17 protein-coding genes are annotated in these 17842 nt (G+C 62.8%); 14 read left to right on the plus strand and 3 right to left on the minus strand.

The window, feature by feature from the left end:
• Positions 1–23: 23 nt before the first annotated feature.
• Positions 24–1124, minus strand: coding sequence for a glycine cleavage system aminomethyltransferase GcvT (gcvT, locus tag QM600_RS15930; protein WP_283262458.1), 1101 nt, complete (start codon positions 1122–1124; stop codon positions 24–26).
• 160 nt (positions 1125–1284) lie between these two features.
• Between gcvT and QM600_RS15935 the strand changes: the two genes are divergently transcribed.
• A complete protein-coding gene (locus QM600_RS15935) occupies positions 1285–2802 on the plus strand; it encodes a leucyl aminopeptidase (protein ID WP_283262459.1) in 1518 nt (505 codons plus the stop codon).
• A gap of 56 nt (positions 2803–2858) precedes the next feature.
• Here QM600_RS15935 and QM600_RS15940 read toward each other — a convergent pair whose 3' ends face one another.
• Positions 2859–3209: an oxidoreductase gene (locus tag QM600_RS15940; RefSeq protein ID WP_283262460.1), complete on the minus strand. Its 351-nt coding sequence runs from the start codon at positions 3207–3209 to the stop codon at positions 2859–2861.
• A 362-nt stretch (positions 3210–3571) separates the two neighbouring features.
• Between QM600_RS15940 and sucB the strand changes: the two genes are divergently transcribed.
• The 5 genes from sucB to QM600_RS15965 all read left to right on the plus strand — a co-directional run bounded on the left by sucB (position 3572) and on the right by QM600_RS15965 (position 9056).
• Complete coding sequence (gene sucB / locus QM600_RS15945; RefSeq protein ID WP_283262461.1) at positions 3572–5320, plus strand: 2-oxoglutarate dehydrogenase, E2 component, dihydrolipoamide succinyltransferase; 1749 nt, start codon at positions 3572–3574, stop codon at positions 5318–5320.
• Positions 5321–5438: 118 nt separating this feature from the next.
• Complete coding sequence (locus QM600_RS15950; protein ID WP_283262462.1) at positions 5439–6326, plus strand: TIGR01777 family oxidoreductase; 888 nt, start codon at positions 5439–5441, stop codon at positions 6324–6326.
• A gap of 29 nt (positions 6327–6355) precedes the next feature.
• Positions 6356–7117: a lipoyl(octanoyl) transferase LipB gene (gene lipB / locus QM600_RS15955; RefSeq protein ID WP_283262463.1), complete on the plus strand. Its 762-nt coding sequence runs from the start codon at positions 6356–6358 to the stop codon at positions 7115–7117.
• Between the two features lie 51 nt (positions 7118–7168).
• Positions 7169–8209, plus strand: a complete 1041-nt coding sequence (gene lipA / locus QM600_RS15960) for a lipoyl synthase (RefSeq protein ID WP_283262464.1) — start codon at positions 7169–7171, stop codon at positions 8207–8209.
• A 76-nt stretch (positions 8210–8285) separates the two neighbouring features.
• Positions 8286–9056 carry a DUF4191 domain-containing protein gene (locus tag QM600_RS15965; RefSeq protein WP_283262465.1) on the plus strand — a complete coding sequence of 257 codons (771 nt, stop codon included), beginning with the start codon at positions 8286–8288 and terminating at the stop codon, positions 9054–9056.
• A 61-nt stretch (positions 9057–9117) separates the two neighbouring features.
• On the opposite strand, the gene QM600_RS15970 is transcribed toward QM600_RS15965, so the two are convergent.
• Complete coding sequence (locus tag QM600_RS15970) at positions 9118–9591, minus strand: RDD family protein (protein ID WP_283262466.1); 474 nt, start codon at positions 9589–9591, stop codon at positions 9118–9120.
• Between the two features lie 214 nt (positions 9592–9805).
• On the opposite strand from QM600_RS15970, the gene glnA reads away from it, so the two are divergent.
• The 8 genes from glnA to QM600_RS16010 all read left to right on the plus strand — a co-directional run bounded on the left by glnA (position 9806) and on the right by QM600_RS16010 (position 17834).
• Positions 9806–11242: a type I glutamate--ammonia ligase gene (gene glnA / locus QM600_RS15975; protein ID WP_283262467.1), complete on the plus strand. Its 1437-nt coding sequence runs from the start codon at positions 9806–9808 to the stop codon at positions 11240–11242.
• A 174-nt stretch (positions 11243–11416) separates the two neighbouring features.
• Positions 11417–11728 carry a hypothetical protein gene (locus QM600_RS15980; protein WP_283262468.1) on the plus strand — a complete coding sequence of 104 codons (312 nt, stop codon included), beginning with the start codon at positions 11417–11419 and terminating at the stop codon, positions 11726–11728.
• A 101-nt stretch (positions 11729–11829) separates the two neighbouring features.
• Complete coding sequence (locus tag QM600_RS15985) at positions 11830–12072, plus strand: hypothetical protein (protein WP_283262469.1); 243 nt, start codon at positions 11830–11832, stop codon at positions 12070–12072.
• A 29-nt stretch (positions 12073–12101) separates the two neighbouring features.
• On the plus strand, positions 12102–12266 hold the full coding sequence (locus QM600_RS15990; RefSeq protein WP_283262470.1) for a hypothetical protein: 165 nt from the start codon (positions 12102–12104) through the stop codon (positions 12264–12266).
• A 202-nt stretch (positions 12267–12468) separates the two neighbouring features.
• Complete coding sequence (locus QM600_RS15995) at positions 12469–13227, plus strand: Ltp family lipoprotein (RefSeq protein WP_283262471.1); 759 nt, start codon at positions 12469–12471, stop codon at positions 13225–13227.
• Positions 13228–13362: 135 nt separating this feature from the next.
• Positions 13363–14859 carry an APC family permease gene (locus QM600_RS16000; protein ID WP_283262472.1) on the plus strand — a complete coding sequence of 499 codons (1497 nt, stop codon included), beginning with the start codon at positions 13363–13365 and terminating at the stop codon, positions 14857–14859.
• Positions 14856–16238, plus strand: coding sequence for an FAD-binding oxidoreductase (locus QM600_RS16005; protein ID WP_283262473.1), 1383 nt, complete (start codon positions 14856–14858; stop codon positions 16236–16238). The genes QM600_RS16000 and QM600_RS16005 overlap by 4 nt, the downstream gene beginning before the upstream one ends.
• 102 nt (positions 16239–16340) lie before the next feature.
• Positions 16341–17834: a GMC family oxidoreductase gene (locus QM600_RS16010; RefSeq protein ID WP_283262474.1), complete on the plus strand. Its 1494-nt coding sequence runs from the start codon at positions 16341–16343 to the stop codon at positions 17832–17834.
• Positions 17835–17842: the final 8 nt, after the last annotated feature.

Consider the following 17842-nt stretch of genomic DNA (forward strand, 5'->3'; position numbering starts at 1 on the left):
CCTATCGAACGCACCCGATGCAGTTACTTGGTGCTGGTCTCGACGAACGGAGGCGACACGACAATGCAACGCAATGCGCGCCCGCGGACGTCGACCGCGACCTCAGCACCCGCAGCGATGCCGACGCCGGAATCGAGGAGCGCCAACGCAATTCCGACCTTCAGCGTCGGCGAGAACGTGCCCGATGTGGTCTCACCGATGGATTCGCCGTCACGCAGAACGCTCAGCCCCGCGCGGAGCACACCGCGGTCGAGAGCCTTCAGGCCCCACAATTTGCGAGCCGGACCGGCAGCCTTCTCGTCGGTCAACGATTCCTTGCCCCAGAAAGTGGGCTTCGTCCAGCCGATAGCCCAACCCGTCCTGGCTTCGAGCGGCGAGATTTCGAGCGACAGCTCGTGTCCGTGCAGCGGGTAACCCATCTCGGTACGCAGCGTGTCGCGAGCACCCAGGCCGGCAGCCTGGCCGCCCTGCGCTTCGACTACCTCGAGCAATGCACGGAAGAGCGGCTCACTGTCAGCCCAACGCGGCAGAAGTTCGTAGCCGACCTCACCGGTGTAGCCACTGCGGCACACGCGAACGGGTACGCCGTTCCACTCTGCGTCCTCGAATGCCATGTACTCGATCTCGGTGGGCAAGCCGAGCGCGGTGAGGACGTCGGCCGACTTGGGTCCCTGTACCGCCATGACGCCGTATTCGCGGTGCTGATCCTCGACAGTTATCCCCTCCGGCGCAACGGCAACCAACGCAGCGACGACGTCGGCTGTGTTTGCCGCGTTCGGCACGAGGAAGATCTCCTCATCGCTGACGTAATAGACGATCAGGTCATCGATGACACCACCGGACTCGTTGCAGCACAACGTGTATTGAGCCTTGCCCGGACCGATCTTGCCCAAATCATTGGTCAGCGCCGAGTTCACGAACTCCGCTGCACCAACCCCACGCACGACGGCCTTGCCGAGGTGACTGACGTCGAAGAGTCCGACATTCTCACGGACAGAAGTGTGTTCGGCAACGACGCCGGCATACGACACCGGCATCTGCCAACCGCCGAACGATGCGAATGTCGCACCCAGTTCGACATGAACGGCGTGGATCGGGCCCTGCAACAGTAGTTCGTCGGTCATGGTCCACAATCTATCGGACTTCGAGCTATCGGACTTCGAGGCCCGAAACATGCTCGCAACCGAGGTAGAGAACCGGCCGACAAACCCGACTGGGCCTAACATCAACTAAGGCATCCGCCCGTACCGGACGCATCGAACACTCACCCCTGCAGGAGATATCTTGAGCACTCGCACAGCCCGATCACTGGGACCTGACCTAGTTCTCGCCGCAAAACTCGGCAAGCGCGCCGACGTATTGGTGGTCGGTCTCACATCGGGTCCCGACGGTCCCGAACTCGCACTCAGCGAAGGCATCGTTGACGAGGAAGTTCTCGCCGAGGTCCTCGACAGCCTCATCGCCGTCGGCGCCACCGGTAAGTCCGAGCAGCTCACCCGCATCCCCGCACCGAGCGACCTGCCCGTCGTCAGCGTCCTCGCCGTCGGCTTGGGTTCGGCAGACAAGCTCAGTAGTGAGCAGATCCGCAAGTCGGCCGGCGCCGCGGCGCGTTCACTGTCCGGCATCGACACCGCAGCTACAACGCTGTCGGTTCTCGATCTCGGCGCTGCAGTCGAAGGGTTTGCCCTCGGCGCATACACCTTCACCGAATTCAAATCCTCGAAGACAGCACCCGGACCCGACGCTCAGCCCCTCGCCCGCGTCGAACTTCTCGTGCCGGCTCCGCGCGCCAAGGAAACCAAAGCAACGCTGGCACGTTCGGCCGCCATCGCCGAAGCCGTCGCCACTGCACGGGAATTCGTCAACACTCCCCCCAGCCACCTGTACCCCGCCGAGTTCGCGGACCGCGCCAAGGCCCTCGGCATCGACGCCGGCCTGACGGTTCAGATTCTCGACGAGAAGGCACTGGCCAAGGGCGGCTACGGCGGAATTCTCGGCGTCGGAAAGGGCTCGTCGCGTCAGCCCCGCCTGGTCCGGATGGAATACGCGTCGAAGAAGCGCGGCGCACGCAAGGTCGCCCTGGTCGGTAAGGGCATCACCTTCGACACCGGCGGAATTTCCATCAAGCCCGCGGCCGGCATGGAGAACATGACTTCCGACATGGGCGGCGCTGCAGCCGTCATCGCGACCGTCGTGCTCGCCGCCAAGCTCGGCCTGCCCGTCAACGTCGTGGCCTACATTCCGATGGCCGAGAACATGCCGTCCTCCACCGCTCAGCGCCCGGGCGACGTTCTCACCCAGTACGGCGGAATCACCATCGAGGTCATCAACACCGACGCCGAGGGTCGCCTGGTCCTCGCCGACGCCATGGTTCGCGCCGGTGAAGACAACCCCGATTACATGATCGACACCGCAACCCTGACCGGCGCGCAGATGGTTGCCCTGGGCAACCGCACACCAGGCGTCATGGGCACCGACGAGTTCCGTGATCGCGTCGCCACCATCTCGCAGAGCGTCGGCGAGAACGGGTGGGCTATGCCACTGCCCGAGGAACTGCGTGCCGATCTCGATTCCAAAGTCGCCGACATGGCCAACGTCACCCCGCACCGTTGGGGCGGCATGCTCGCGGCAGCGCACTACCTCAAGGAATTTGTTCCTGAGGGCGTGCAGTGGGCTCACATCGACGTCGCCGGCCCGGCGTACAACACCTCAGGCCCCTGGGGTTACACCGGCAAGGGCGGCACCGGCGTTCCGGTCCGCACCATGATCTCGGTGCTCGAGGACATTTCGGTCAACGGCTGACCCCTGTGCTGTGCGCCCTTATCGACCCTCCGCGGGTGATAAAGGCGCACAGCACATCAACTTCCGTCCCTCAGTTCCTGCTCGCGAGCGCGCTTGCGCTGAATACGCATGCGCTCGTCGTAATCGCGCATACGCTGCGGATATCCCGTCTTGCGGACGTCGTAAACGGGGATTCTCAAATCCTCACCGAGTTTGCGGGCACCACGTTCGCCGCCCACGCGTCGACGCGTCCATTCGCCGTACTTGTCGACAAGAACAACGGTCACCTCGGTCACGGTAGTTTCCGGTTCCACGAAGGCTTCGACGCCTTCATGCGAGTGTGCCCAGTTGGCCAGATGTTCTGCGTCACCCCTCGCAGCCACTTGCCCCGCACTCGGCTGACGTTTGAATCGATCGAACAATCCCACGCGCGGGTCCTCCTCGGTACCGAGACCGCGGAGTGACCCCGGCCATATGTCAAGTTTGCCAGGACAGAGCAACCATTCCGACAAACGACATACCGTTTGGTCCCATTCGAGCGTTACATTCAGCCGTTGCACGCATACCTACTCGCCGGTAGCGACACACCGAAAACGAACGGCATCCCCCTCAGCGGACGCGCCCGGCGTATCAATGGAAAGATGAACGACGGTGACGCCGCGCCTGCGCGTCGACATCGGCAAAATAGCGACAAGTAGCCGCATGGTGCGCGCAACTCGAGCACAATGCATTACGACCACAAGTCGACAAATTAAACAACCCGAACACAACTGTCGAGGAGTCAAAAGACATGGCCTTCTCCGTCCAGATGCCAGCCCTAGGTGAGAGCGTCACCGAGGGAACTGTCACACGGTGGCTCAAGCAGGAAGGAGACACAGTCGCAGTTGACGAACCCTTGCTCGAAGTCTCCACGGACAAGGTCGACACCGAGATTCCGTCTCCCGTCGCCGGTGTCCTGACCAAGATCGTCGCGCAGGAAGACGACACCGTGGACATCGGTGGCGAACTCGCCGTAATCGGTGAAGCGGGCGATGCTCCCGCAGCTTCGGCACCCGCTGCAGAAGAAGCTCCGGCCGCGGCAGCACCGGTGGAAACGGCAGCGCCCGTAGAAGCAGCTCCCGCACCGGCAGCACCCGCAGCACCCAGCGGCTCCGCCGAAGGTACCTCGGTGACGATGCCCGCCCTCGGCGAATCCGTCACCGAAGGAACCGTCACACGTTGGCTCAAGGCCGTCGGCGACGAAGTTGCTGTCGACGAACCGCTGCTCGAGGTCTCGACCGACAAGGTCGACACCGAGATCCCGTCGCCTGTCGCCGGTGTTCTCCTCGAGATCAGCGCTGCCGAAGACGACACCGTCGAGATCGGTGGCCAGTTGGCTGTCATCGGATCCGGCGCTCCCGCAGCAGCAGCTCCCACACCCGCTCCGGCCGCTCCGGCCGCTCCGGCCGCTCCGGCCGCTCCGGCTCCCGCGGCACCCGTAGCAGCTCCGGCGCCTGCAGCCGCTCCGAAGCCCGCACCGGCAGCGCCGGCAGCACCGGCTCCCAAGCCTGCTGCTCCCGCCGCCGCACCGGCAGCGCCCGCAGCTACCGGTGACAACAGCCCGTACGTCACTCCGCTTGTCCGCAAGCTCGCCAAGGACAATGGTGTCGATCTGGCTACCGTGACCGGTACCGGCGTCGGTGGACGCATCCGCAAGCAGGATGTTCTCGCTGCAGCAGAGGCCAAGAAGGCTCCGGTTGCTGCAGCAGCTCCCGCAGCAGCAGCGTCTGCACCCGCGGCTGCCGCATCGGCCGGTGTCCGTCCCGAATTGGCTCACCTGCGTGGAACCACGCAGAAGGCCAACCGGATCCGCCAGATCACGGCCACCAAGACCCGTGAATCTCTGCAGACCACGGCGCAGCTCACGCAGACCTTCGAGGTGGATGTCACCAAGATCGTCGCTTTGCGTGCCCGCGCCAAGGCAGGCTTCATCGAGCGTGAAGGCGTCAACCTGACGTTCCTCCCGTTCTTTGCCAAGGCAGTTGTCGAGGCACTGAAGTCACACCCCAACATCAACGCCAGCTACGACGAGGCCGCGAAGCAGATCACGTACTACGACGCCGAGCACCTGGGCATCGCAGTCGACACCGATCAGGGCTTGCTGTCCCCGGTCATCCACAATGCGGGTGACCTCGGTCTTGCCGGTATCGCGCGCGCAATCGCGGACATCGCCAAGCGCGCACGTTCAGGTGGGCTGAAGCCTGACGAGTTGTCGGGTGGAACGTTCACGATCACCAACATCGGCAGCCAGGGCGCACTCTTCGACACTCCGATCCTCGTACCGCCGCAGGCGGCTATGCTCGGAACCGGAGCGATCGTCAAGCGACCGATGGTCGTCACCGACGAGAACGGCAACGAGTCGATCGGCGTGCGGTCCATGATCTACTTGCCGCTCACCTACGATCATCGTTTGGTTGACGGCGCGGACGCCGGTCGCTTCCTCACCACGGTGAAGCAGCGGCTGGAAGAGGCTTCGTTCGAAGCCGATCTGGGCCTGTAACCACGAGTTTCCCAGCAGGGGCGCCATCTCCACCAGGAGGCGGCGCCCCTGCTGTTTTCTCGAGTTGTTGTCCGAAGTTATTGTCGTGAGACAACCTCATCGAAGGAGGCACTACGGTATGCGAGTAGTCATCGCCGGTTCGTCCGGTCTGATCGGAACGGCATTGGTGTCGTCTTTGCGCTCCGACAATCACGACGTCGTGCGTCTGGTGCGTCGGCCGACTACAGGCCCCGACGAGTCCCGCTGGGATCCGAATCGAGACCGCCTGGATACGTCCGTGCTACGTGGCGCTGATGCCGTCGTAAATCTGTGTGGAGTCGGGATCGGCGACAAGCGGTGGTCCGGTTCGTACAAGCAGGAAATCCGTGACAGTCGCATCAGCACGACGGACTTCCTGGCTGAGGCCGTCGCGAGTGCGCGCATTCCGGTGCTCGCCAACGCGAGCGCGGTCGGTTATTACGGCGACACCGGCGACCGCATTGTCGACGAGGAATCCCCCGCGGGTACCGATTTTCTGGCTACGACGTGCCGCGATTGGGAACTTGCCACGGAACCTGCCCTCAAGAGCGGAACGCGAGTGGTCAATCTACGCTCGGGCGTCGTGATGTCGCCGCACGGCGGGATGCTCAGCCGCCTGCGCCGAATCTACTCACTGGGCCTCGGCGGCAGGCTGGGTAACGGTCGTCAGTACATGCCGTGGATCTCCCTCGAAGACGAATGCGACGCAATCAAGTTCGCCCTCACTCATCCGACCCTCTCGGGTCCGGTCAATCTGACCGGGCCGGCACCGGTGACGAATGCACAGTTCAACGGCGCGATGTCGCGGATCATGCACCGTCCAGCGCCGTGGATCGTGCCAGGATTCGCGCTCGAGGCATTGATCGGCGAATTCGCGAAAAATGGCATTCTCGGCGGCCAGCGAGCAATACCGTCGGCGCTCGAAAATGCGGGATTCACCTTCCACCACAACACAATCGATGAAGCGCTAGCGGCCGCGATCCATTGAGATAACGTTCGGGCGTAATCTCTAGTGCCATGAGCAGCGCTGCCGTCTCCGCCCGATTGTCGCAACTCCCGATCACCGTCGAACGTCTCGGATTGATCGACTACACGGTCGCGTGGGACCGCCAACGTGAGCTGGCCACAGCACGTGCCGGCAACATCGGCCAGGACACCCTGCTGCTGCTCGAACACCCGCCGGTGTACACGGCCGGGCGGCGCACCGAACCCGAAGACCGCCCCGTCGACGGCACCCCGGTCATCGACGTCGACCGCGGCGGAAAAATCACGTGGCACGGCCCCGGCCAGCTGGTCGGCTACCCAATCGTGAAACTGGCTGAACCCATCGACGTCGTGCGCTACGTCCGCCGCCTCGAGGAAGCCTTGATCGTGGTCTGCACTGACCTGGGACTGACCTGTGGACGAATCGACGGCCGCTCGGGCGTCTGGCTGCCAGCAGAGTTGTCGGGCGGGCAGTGGAAGCCGGAACGCAAGGTCTCCGCAATCGGTGTCCGCGTCCAACAGGGCGTCGCTCTGCACGGATTCGCCTTGAACTGCAATTCGGTCCTGACCGGCTTCGACAACATCATTCCGTGCGGTATCCGAGACGCCGGCGTGACGACACTGTCCCAGGAACTCGGGCGTGACGTTACCGTCGACGAGGTCACTCCGGCCGTCACCGAGGCGGTCATCGCCGCACTGGACGGCAGCCTGCCCGTCAGCCAGCGGGACATCGAGCGCGTCACGTTCGACACTGCCCCGGTTACCCCGACTTTTACTACCGTTCAGTACAGCTGAGGGCCTTCCCCGGAACGGCCGACAAGAGCACGCGGGCGTACCATCAGTCCCGTGACTATCGCCCCGGGTAATCCCCCCGTCGCTTCGCTCGCCCCTGACGGACGTAAGCTGCTCCGCCTCGAGATCCGAAACGCGGAAACGCCCATCGAACGCAAACCGAACTGGATCAAGACCCGAGCAAAAATGGGCCCCGAGTACTCGGAGCTCAAGGGCCTGGTCAAGCGTGAAGGTTTGCACACCGTCTGTGAGGAGGCGGGCTGCCCCAACATCTACGAATGCTGGGAAGACCGCGAAGCCACCTTCTTGATCGGTGGCGAACAGTGCACCCGCCGCTGCGACTTCTGCCAGATCGACACCGGCAAGCCCGATGCCCTCGATCGTGACGAACCTCGTCGCGTCGCGGAAAGCGTTCAGGCGATGGGACTTCGGTACTCCACCATCACCGGTGTCGCGCGCGACGATCTACCCGACGGCGGTGCCTGGCTCTACGCCGAGACGGTCCGCAAGATCCACGAACTCAACCCCGGCACCGGCGTCGAGAACCTGATCCCGGACTTCAACGGAAAGCCTGAACTTCTCGACGAGGTCTTCGCCTCCCGGCCCGAGGTTCTCGCCCACAATGTCGAGACGGTCCCCCGCATCTTCAAGCGCATCCGTCCGGCATTCCGGTACCAGCGCAGCCTCGATGTCATCACCGCTGCCCGCGAATACGGCTTGGTTACCAAGTCCAACCTGATCCTCGGTATGGGTGAGACTCCCGAAGAGGTCACCGAGGCGATGACTGATCTGCACGCCGCCGGTTGCGACATCCTCACCATCACCCAGTACCTGCGTCCGTCGCCGCGGCACCATCCCGTCGAGCGTTGGGTCAAGCCGGAAGAATTTGTCGAGCACTCCAAGGCCGCTGAGGAAATGGGCTTCGCCGGCGTCATGGCCGGTCCGTTGGTCCGTTCGTCGTACCGGGCTGGTCGTCTGTACGCGCAGGCCATGGCTCATCACGGGCGCGAATTGCCCGAGGCCCAGCGTCACCTCACCGAGGGCGGCGAGGCTTCGCAGGAAGCCAGCTCACTGATGGCACGCCTGAATCGCTGATCGCCATTTTGCTGTGCACCTTTACTAACCGCGGGCGGTTAGTAAAGGTGCACAGTGATGGACGTATCCTGGTTACATGGCGAACGGCAGCAAATCCGGCAGCAGTAAATCAGGCAAGGGCAAACCCACCAAAGAAGCAAAGGCTGCAGCGAAGGCTGCTCGCAGGCAGGCTTCCAAGGAACGCAGGACCCAGCTCTGGCAGGCATTCCAGATGCAGCGCAAGGACGACAAGCTCCTTCTGCCGCTGATGATCGGTGCCCTCGTGGGCGCTGGTCTGGTGTTCTTCCTGGTCGGCCTCATCTGGGGTCTTCAGTGGTTCTTGCTGCCGATCGGCATCGTGCTCGGAATTCTCGGCGCTTTCATCATCTTCGGTCGACGCGTCCAGAAGTCCGTGTACAAGAAGGCCGAAGGTCAGGCCGGTGCTGCTGCGTGGGCTCTGGACAACATGCAGGGCGCGTGGCGCGTGACCAACGCTGTCGCCGGAACCACCCAGTTGGATGCTGTTCACCGCGTCGTCGGACGTCCGGGCGTCATTCTGGTCGCCGAAGGTTCCCCCCAGCGCGTCAAGGCTCTCCTCGCGCAGGAAAAGAAGAAAACGGCGCGCCTCATCGGCGACACCCCGATCTACGACATCATCGTCGGCAACGACGAAGGTCAGGTTCCGCTGTCCCAGCTGCAGCGCTACATGACCAAGCTTCCGCGCAACATCGACACCAAGCGCATGGACAACATCGAAGGCCGCCTCGCAGCTTTGAGCGCCCGCGGCGGCGGTGCAGCGATGCCGAAGGGGCCGATGCCCGGCGGCGCGAAGATGAAGGGCATGCAGCGCACGATCCGTCGACGCTGACATTGCAAACAAGAAGACCCGGGTCCGCATCGGACCCGGGTCTTTTTGATAGTTGTGGAGGTCAGCGAGAGCGGACCAGCAAAGTACCCGTCGCACGATCCTGCATTCCGCGTCCGTCGATGTCCGTGATGGTCGCCGGAATCACGAAGACGAGCAGAGCCTGGCGAGCGAGGGCGCGCACAAGTCCGACTCGGATGGGACCTTCGATTCGCGCCACCTGAAGGCCCATGACGAACTGGCCGGGCGTGAAGTTGAAAAGGCCGACGGTGACGACGCCTACCGCGAACCACACCATCAGCGTGATGGTGGACGTCTTGCCGTCGAAGAAGTCGCCGGTAATCAGGGTGGCAACGCCGACGGCCATCAGCCAATCGATCATGAGTGCAGCCAAGCGTCGCCCCGAGCCGACCAGCGATCCCGGCCCCTCTTGCGGAAAGCCGAGCAACTCGCCGCGGTAGACCTGCTCGCGACCGTCAGAGTTCTTCGGCAAAGCTGCTTCGGGCCCAGAGAGCCAAGATCCGGTGATACGTGCCATGCTGTCCAGGATAGGCGTCGTAGCACCGTAGTCCAGATTGCCGGGTTTTTGCTGTGTAGCTGGTCACACCACTTTCGGAAAACCCCAGGACATTACGACGCGTAACACTGGCGAAACAAAGGGTTGACGAGCGGGCAACACCAGCTCCCTACCGTCTAGCTCGACGGATTCACACTTTCATACACTTGGTTGAAGCGACTTAAGGAGCACGAGCGTGGCATTTACCACGGCCGAAGAGGTCATCAAGTACATCGCGGACGAGAACATCGAGTACGTCGACATTCGCTTCAGCGATTTGCCGGGCGTGCAGCAGCACTTCTCCATCCCTGCGTTTGCTTTCAACCAGGACGTATTCGAGGACGGCCTTGCGTTCGACGGTTCCTCCGTCCGCGGCTTCCAGTCGATCCACGAGTCCGACATGATGTTGCTTCCCGACATCAGCACAGCCCAGATCGACCCCTTCCGGAAGGCGAAGACCCTCAACATCAACTTCTTCGTCCACGATCCGTTCACCCGTGAGTCCTACAGCCGCGACCCGCGAAACGTTGCCCGCAAGGCCGAGGAGTACTTGCTCAGCACCGGTATCGCGGACACCGCATTCTTCGGAGCCGAGGCCGAGTTCTACATCTTCGACTCGGTTCGTTACGACTCCGGCATGAACTCCGCTTTCTACGAGCTGGATTCTGTCTCCGGCTCCTGGAACACCGGCGCCGAGACCAATCCCGACGGCTCCCCCAACCTCGGCTACAAGGTTCGCTCCAAGGGCGGGTACTTCCCCGTCGCTCCGTACGACCACTACGTGGACCTGCGCGACGAAATCTCCACCAACCTGACCAACGCGGGCTTCGAGCTCGAGCGCGGCCACCACGAGGTCGGCACCGGCGGTCAGCAGGAGATCAACTACAAGTTCAACACCCTGCTCGCAGCCGCCGACGACCTGCAGCTGTTCAAGTACATCGTCAAGAACACCTGCTGGCAGCATGGCAAGTCCGCCACCTTCATGCCGAAGCCACTCTTCGGTGACAACGGCTCGGGTATGCACGTCCACCAGTCCCTGTGGAAGGACGGCAAACCCCTCTTCCACGACGAGTCCGGCTACGCAGGCCTCTCGGATATGGCTCGCCACTACATCGGCGGCATCCTGCACCACGCTCCGTCTCTGTTGGCCTTCACCAACCCGACGATCAACTCCTACCACCGTTTGGTGCCGGGCTACGAAGCTCCCATCAACCTCGTGTACAGCCAGCGCAACCGTTCGGCAGCTGTCCGTATCCCGATCACGGGCAACAACCCGAAGGCCAAGCGTCTCGAGTTCCGCGCACCCGATGCGTCCGGTAACCCGTACCTGAACTTCGCGGCGCAGATGATGGCCGGCCTGGACGGCATCAAGAACAAGATCGAGCCGATGGCTCCGGTCGACAAGGACCTCTACGAGCTTCCCCCGGAGGAGGCGCGCAACATCCCGCAGGCTCCGACCAACCTCGAGACCGTCATCAACAACCTCGAGCGCGATCACGAGTACCTGACCGAGGGTGGGGTCTTCACCTCCGACCTGATCGAGACCTGGATCTCCATCAAGCGTGAGCAGGAAATCGCTCCCGTGAACCTGCGTCCGCACCCGTACGAGTTCGAGCTCTACTACGACGTGTGATCCGCATCCTGACGTAAGTCAGACATCGCTGTTTCCAAGTCCACCCGTTCCGCATCTGCGGGGCGGGTGGACTTGTCTGTGCATCGCCACATGTGCTGGCTGAGACGGGTTCTTGGTACCGTCGTCGGTATGAATCCGCCGAAAGGCGCATGACGCGCCACCGCCCGCGCAGTCGTGCTGATCGACACCGCACGCGTCGTCGTGCTGATCGACACCGCACGCGTAGTCGTGCTGATCGACACCGCACGCGTAGTCGTGCTGATCGACATCGCACGCGTAGTCGTGCTGATCGAGGACGGCGAGATCACGCTGCACGTCGGGAGAGGTGATCGAATTTCCGCTTCTCTTCGTCGAAAGACCCGCATCCGAAGCCGACACGGTGACGATCCGCGCGCTCCTGGAAGCAAGTTCTCGCGATCCGAATCTTCAGTACACCGGCCACAATTCGCCTCGCCGGTGAGAATGGAACGGAGTACTGCGCGGTGACGGTGGGACAGCGTCATGGCGAGGCTTTCGGCCACTCAGCGGAAACGTCGAACTGGTAGGCCGGTTTTACGGAGTGTTGGGCGAGGTATCTTCGTATGTGCGTGGACGGGTCATCTGCGTGCAGCTGGTCACCGAACGCTACCGGCGGCGACGTCGCAGTGGTGGTACTTCCCGACCTGACCTACGGGGCGGTGGAGCAACTCGGAGGTGACGTCCGCCGTGGAAGTCAGGTCGGCGACATCGTGTGGATCATCGGTCACCCCCGGACGGGACGTCTCGAACGGGATGGTGGCCGCTACCCGGCCCTGTCGATTACGACCGCACTCGCCAGTTCTGGCTTTTGACCTTGCTGGATGCGAGCACTCTCGAACCGGTGAAGAGCACACCGATTTTTGCCACCAACCCCGCTGTCACGGTCGATCGCAACGGAACCGTCTGGGTGAGAGGTGCCGGTGTGCAGTCGATTCCGGCGCAGTCGATGCAGTGTCCGGAGAACTTGGACGTAGCTGCTCTACTCGATGAACCGTGCCGGCAGTAGCCGCGCACCGATAGGCCTGCATTCACATGCGCTACACATACGGGAAACCGTTTCAGACCAGCCGGTATTTCCTGTCCGACCAACCTGGTAGTACTTACGACATGAAACGGACAGCCGCCCCACGTCGGCGGATCCGTGACACGCCTACCCGTGATCGGTCGACACAAGAATTCACGGGCAATCACTCAAAGTAAGGAAAACCATGACAACACCGGCCGGATGGCACCCAGACCCCGAAGGCTCCGGACAACTGCGGTGGTGGGACGGACAACAGTGGACAGCGGCACTTCAGCCACCCCCGACGAGTCCGACACCATACGAACACGTGTCGACACCATACGAACACGTGTCGGACCCGCAGGCCGACCCGGAGTCCGGTAAACCCACACGCAAAAAGTGGCCGTGGATCGCCGGTGGCGTGGTGGTGCTCTTCGTCATTCTAGGTGTGGCTACTTCTATCAATAAGTCGTCCGATGTTGCATCGAGCAGCCAGTCGACCACAACACAGCCCACTGCGATAGAAAAGACTCCGGTCACAACGAAGGCGACAACTTCGACTCAGGCCCCGCCGCCCTCGAAGGCACCGGTGGCACCTATCGAAACAGTGACGCAAGCACCCACTACGACGACCAATCCTAAGACCACCGCACCGGCAAGGCCGGAGCCCGGAATGACGGGTGGGCAAAAGAACGCTGTACGCGCCGCGAAAGACTACCTCGCCTACACCGCCTTCTCCCGACAGGGCCTGATTGAGCAGCTGGAGTACGAGGACTACTCGACTGCGGACGCAACTTTCGCTGTGGACTACGTTGCGCCTGATTGGAATGAGCAGGCTGCAAAGGCTGCCGCGGACTACCTCGACTACTCCGCCTTCTCCCGACAGGGCCTGATTGAGCAGCTGGAGTACGAGGGCTACACCACCGCACAGGCACAGTACGGAGTCGAACAGACCGGCATCTAGCGTCCCGCGCCTGGTTTCGGACCCATTCGAAATGGCTATTCCCAGAGCGTTGGCCACCAATGTCGGTGTGGCACGTTCACTCTCGTTACTGCATTCGCAAGTGTTCAAGGTATAGCCAGCCACGGAAGGTCGGACATGACCACTGAGAATGCGCCGGACACCGATTCTGCAGATGAAGAGTGCGTGGACTGTGGCTACGAACCAGAACTGAAGCGAACTCTTGGTTCCTTCCAGGTGTTCGCAGTTTCTTTTGCATTCATCTCCGTGGCGGTCGGCATCTTCGCCACCTATGACAATGTGCTGACCAGTGCCGGCCCGGTGGGTATCTGGCTATGGATATTGGCGGCGATCGGTCAGGCACTGGTGGCACTGGTGGTCGCTCAGTTCGCAGCCCGCATCGCGCTCAGCGGGTCCTCGTACCAATGGGCGTCGCGGCTGGCGAGCCCGAAGATCGGCTGGCTGTTCGGCTGGCTGACCTTCTGGTATCTGGCGATCGCGGTAGTCGCGTTGGATAACGCGCTGGCCAGCCAGGCGTTCATGCCGCTGGTAGGGATGCGGGAAAATGAGAGCACCGCTCGGCTGATCACGGTGGTCATTCTCGTTGTTCAGGCCGTGCTGGTGATCGCCTCGACGCGACTGCTCGGCCTGATCACCTCCAGCGCAGTGGGGATCGAGTTGGCCATCGTGGTGGTGCTGGTCGTTGTATTGGCCGTTGTCATGGTGTTCACGGGCAGCGGCGATCTCGGCAACCTCACTTCGCGTGGGATCACCGTCGATTCCCCGAACTATTTTGCCATCGGCGGCGGGTTGATGGCCGGCATGATCATGGGGCTCACAACGCTGGTCGGCTTCGACTCAGCGGCGAATCTGGCTGAGGAAGCCAAGGATCCGTTTCGCAGCGTCCCCCGGGCGATCGTGGCCTCGGTCGTCGCGGCGGGAGTCTTAGGGCTGATTTTCCTGATCGCGCTTACTATCGCGATCAAGGATGTCCCGGCGGTGAGCAACAGCGGCTCGCCGGTGGCCGCGATCATCCGAAGTCAGCTCGGGCCGGTTGTAGAACGAATCCTGTTGGCGGGCCTGGCATTCGCAATGTTCGGCGCCGGGATGGTGGTGATTGCAGCGTGCTCGCGGCAAGTCTTCGCAATGGCGCGTGACGAGCGGTTTCCTGCGCACCGGTTGATGCGACGAGTCAATCCCAAGACGCAGACCCCGGTTCCGGCGACGATCCTGATCCTCGCCGTCGGGGTTGTCCTGATGGTCGCACTACCCGGTTCAGCGCTGCTGCAGCTGATCATCGGGTCGACGATCTTGCCGGCACTGATCTACGGGGCGATAGTGATCCTCTATTTGGCGGTGCGGAAACGACTGGAGCGCAAAGAAGGTGGCTTCAGCGTGGGCCGCTTCGAACTGCCGGTCGCCGTCGCTGCATTGATGTGGGTGGTGTTCGTAGTGTTTGTTCTCGTGACACCCGGGGATGCGGCCGTTCCTGTCTTGATCGTCGTCGGCCTGATCGTCGCCGGCGGAATCTATTTCGCGTACATGATGATCTTCAATCGCAAGGTGCTCGATACTGAACCCGGTGATGTCGATGAATTCGCGGCTGCACCCGCGATTCCCGAGACGACGGAATGAGTACCACCACAGACCGACCAGCCGAGTTGACCGGCCGTATCGTCCGTCCGGACAACTCCGACTACCCCGATGCACGCGCCTGCTGGAATCTGCTTTTCAACCACGCACCGAGGGTGATCGTGTTCGCGCGGGAAACCCAGGACGTTGTCAACGCGGTGGGCTGGGCGCGGCAGAATCAGATCCAGATTCGGGTACGCAGCGGTGGTCATTGCCTCGAGGGTTGGTCGTCTGTCGATGACGGGATCGTGATCGACGTCAGCGAAATGAAGTCGGCAACCATCGACACGGCATCGAACACCGCGACCGTCGGCGCGGGACTCAACCAGACGGAAGCCGTAGCCCTGCTCGGCAACGTTGGCTTCGCCGCGCCGACCGGCACCGAAGGAACCGTCAGTTTGGGCGGCGCGACCCTGGGCGGCGGCTTCGGACTCCTCACCCGCAACTTCGGCATGGCGTGCGACAATTTGGTTGCGGCCGAGGTCGTCGTCACGTCAAACGTCGACGGGGCCAAGACAATCGTCGTCGACGAGGAGACCCACTCGGACCTGCTGTGGGCGCTTCGCGGCGCTGGCAACGGCAACTTCGGAATCGTCACCTCGTTGACCTATACGATTCACCCCCTGGCGCGGACCGTCTACGTCACGGCGAGGTGGCCAGGTCTAGGCAATCTCCCGTGGGTCTTCGACGCTTGGCAGCACTGCGCGCCCTTCGCCGACAACCGCCTGACAAGCCAACTCGAGATACACCACGACGAGATCCTGCTGGTCGGTGTCCTCGCATCCGGGTCGGAAGCCGAGGCGATCCGGATGCTGAAGCCGATCCTGTCAATCGGAAATCCCGACGTCTCGACGACGAACGCGAGTTGGGCTGACACCTATGCCGGATTCCAGATACCGACCCCCGAGGAACCTGCGAACTGGAAGTTCTTCTCGCAGTTCGTCTCCCACCAATTCCCCATTGAAGCGATCAACCTGATCTGTGGGTTCATGTCGACGGCCCCTTCGCCGGACTGTAACTACTTCACCAATGCTCTCGGCGGAGCGGTCATCGACAGTGAACCTTCCGGCGGCTCAGCTTTTGCCCATCGCAACGCACTGTTCTACGCCGAGCCAGGTGCAGGCTGGGGCACCCGAGGTGGGACACCCGCACCGGAAGATCCGCTCACTGCGAAGTGCCAGGCCTGGATAGCCGAATTCAGCCAAGCGCTGGCGCCCTACATCAATGGCGCCTACACCAACGTGCCCAATGCCGACATGACTGACTGGCAGACCGCCTACTGGGGGTCCAACGTCGACCGACTGCGCACAATCAAGGCGAAGTACGACCACGACAACGTATTTCACTTCGAGCAGAGCATTCCACCGGCCCCGTCCCGGTGACTGGAAGGAATCTCGGAACTGACCCGCGCGCGCAGTTTGGTTCGTACTGTTACCGAGTCGAACAAATTCACCTGATACGCGCGGGGTCGAACGGGAGTGGCAATGGAGATGGATGTGATCGTCGTTGGCGGCGGTACAAGCGGCGCGGTATTGGCCGCACGACTCTCTGAAGACCCGGGTCGACGCGTACTGCTGCTCGAGCAGGGCCAGGACGACGCAGCGTACGACGACACCGTCCTACAACCGTCTGCAGCGGGAAACGTCTGGGCCGGAACCCCTTTCACTCAAGGGTTTCCCATGCGAGCGAAGGGCGAAGCTACAGTCCCCATGGTGCGCGGGCGCGTCTTGGGCGGGACTTCAGCCGTGAACTATCTGGCAACGATGCGCGGCCAGCCTGCCGACTACGACGCGTGGGCCGCCAGTGGACTCGACGGTTGGAGCTGGACGGACATCCTCGCGACATTCCGCGCGATGGAGAACGACCTGGACTGCGGTGCATCGGAGCTTCACGGCTCGGACGGTCCGCTCGTCGTACGACGCTCCACACCCGAGCAACAGACCGAATCCCAGCGGGCCTTCCTCGCCGGACTGCGCGAAATCGACGTGCCCTGGGTTGACGACGTCAATGACCCTGAGCAGCTCCCGGGCGTCGGAATCTTCCCGTTGACGGTGTCCGCGGACGGCGCCGAGCGGCTGACCGTGAGTCGGGCGTACCTGACCGAAGAGGTTCGGTCGCGACCGAACCTCACCGTCGAGACAGGTGTCACGGTGAACCGGGTGGTCGTCGAGAACGGACGGGCGACGCATGTCATCACCGCCGACGGCCGGAAACTCTCCGCCGGCGAGATCATCGTCAGCTGTGGAGCCACTGGTTCACCGGCGCTCCTGCAGCGGTCCGGAATCGGCCCGAAGGACCTGCTGGACAGCCTCGACATCCCGGTCGTCGCCGACATCCCCGGGGTGGGGGCGAACCTGCAGGACCACCTCGGTGTCCCCTTGGTTTATCACCATCCGGGCGGCAGTCCGCTGCGCGGTGGCCCGGTCCAACCGGTGTGGGTTGGCCGAACCCCTCAGTCGGACATCATCGACTTCCACGTCCTGAACCTGCCGATCGGCGAACCGACGGCCGACGGCGCGCATTTCTCGATCGTCCCGTTCCTCTTCGACGTCGGCGGGCGCGGACAGGTTCGAATCTCCTCGACCGAACCCAATGACGAACCCGATGTGTCGATGCCGGAGCTGACTGCGCGAGACGTCGAACGCCTCGACTGGGTGCTGGGGCGCATCGCCGCTTTCGAATCAACAGGCCCGTTCGCCCAACTCGGCGCCACCAGAATCCAACCGACAACGGACCTGACCTCCGAAGGTGCCGCTGCCGGATTGATCAACAGCGGCCAGATCAGCTACGCGCACCTGGGCGGCACCTGTGCGATGGGCGCAGACGGTGACCCGAACGCCGTCCTGGACGAGCGCTGCCGGGTACGCGGGGTCGAGGGCCTGCGGGTCGTGGACGCCTCCGCGATGCCGGTGTTGCCGGCGGGAAACACCTATCTCGGCTGCGTGATGATGGCAGAACGCGCCGCGCAACTGATCTGAGGCGGGTG

The organism is Rhodococcus sp. IEGM 1379 (assembly GCF_030056815.1).
Lineage (GTDB): Bacteria > Actinomycetota > Actinomycetes > Mycobacteriales > Mycobacteriaceae > Rhodococcus_F.

Bases quoted from the DNA above. Each gene is read 5' to 3' on its own strand.
- gcvT (WP_283262458.1), bottom strand. From the start codon at position 1,124: ATGACCGACGAACTACTGTTGCAGGGCCCGATCCACGCCGTTCATGTC.
- sucB (WP_283262461.1), top strand. From the start codon at position 3,572: ATGGCCTTCTCCGTCCAGATGCCAGCCCTAGGTGAGAGCGTCACCGAG.
- QM600_RS15950 (WP_283262462.1), top strand. From the start codon at position 5,439: ATGCGAGTAGTCATCGCCGGTTCGTCCGGTCTGATCGGAACGGCATTG.
- lipB (WP_283262463.1), top strand. From the start codon at position 6,356: ATGAGCAGCGCTGCCGTCTCCGCCCGATTGTCGCAACTCCCGATCACC.
- QM600_RS15965 (WP_283262465.1), top strand. From the start codon at position 8,286: ATGGCGAACGGCAGCAAATCCGGCAGCAGTAAATCAGGCAAGGGCAAA.
- QM600_RS15970 (WP_283262466.1), bottom strand. From the start codon at position 9,591: ATGGCACGTATCACCGGATCTTGGCTCTCTGGGCCCGAAGCAGCTTTG.
- QM600_RS15995 (WP_283262471.1), top strand. From the start codon at position 12,469: ATGACAACACCGGCCGGATGGCACCCAGACCCCGAAGGCTCCGGACAA.
- QM600_RS16000 (WP_283262472.1), top strand. From the start codon at position 13,363: ATGACCACTGAGAATGCGCCGGACACCGATTCTGCAGATGAAGAGTGC.
- QM600_RS16005 (WP_283262473.1), top strand. From the start codon at position 14,856: ATGAGTACCACCACAGACCGACCAGCCGAGTTGACCGGCCGTATCGTC.
- QM600_RS16010 (WP_283262474.1), top strand. From the start codon at position 16,341: ATGGAGATGGATGTGATCGTCGTTGGCGGCGGTACAAGCGGCGCGGTA.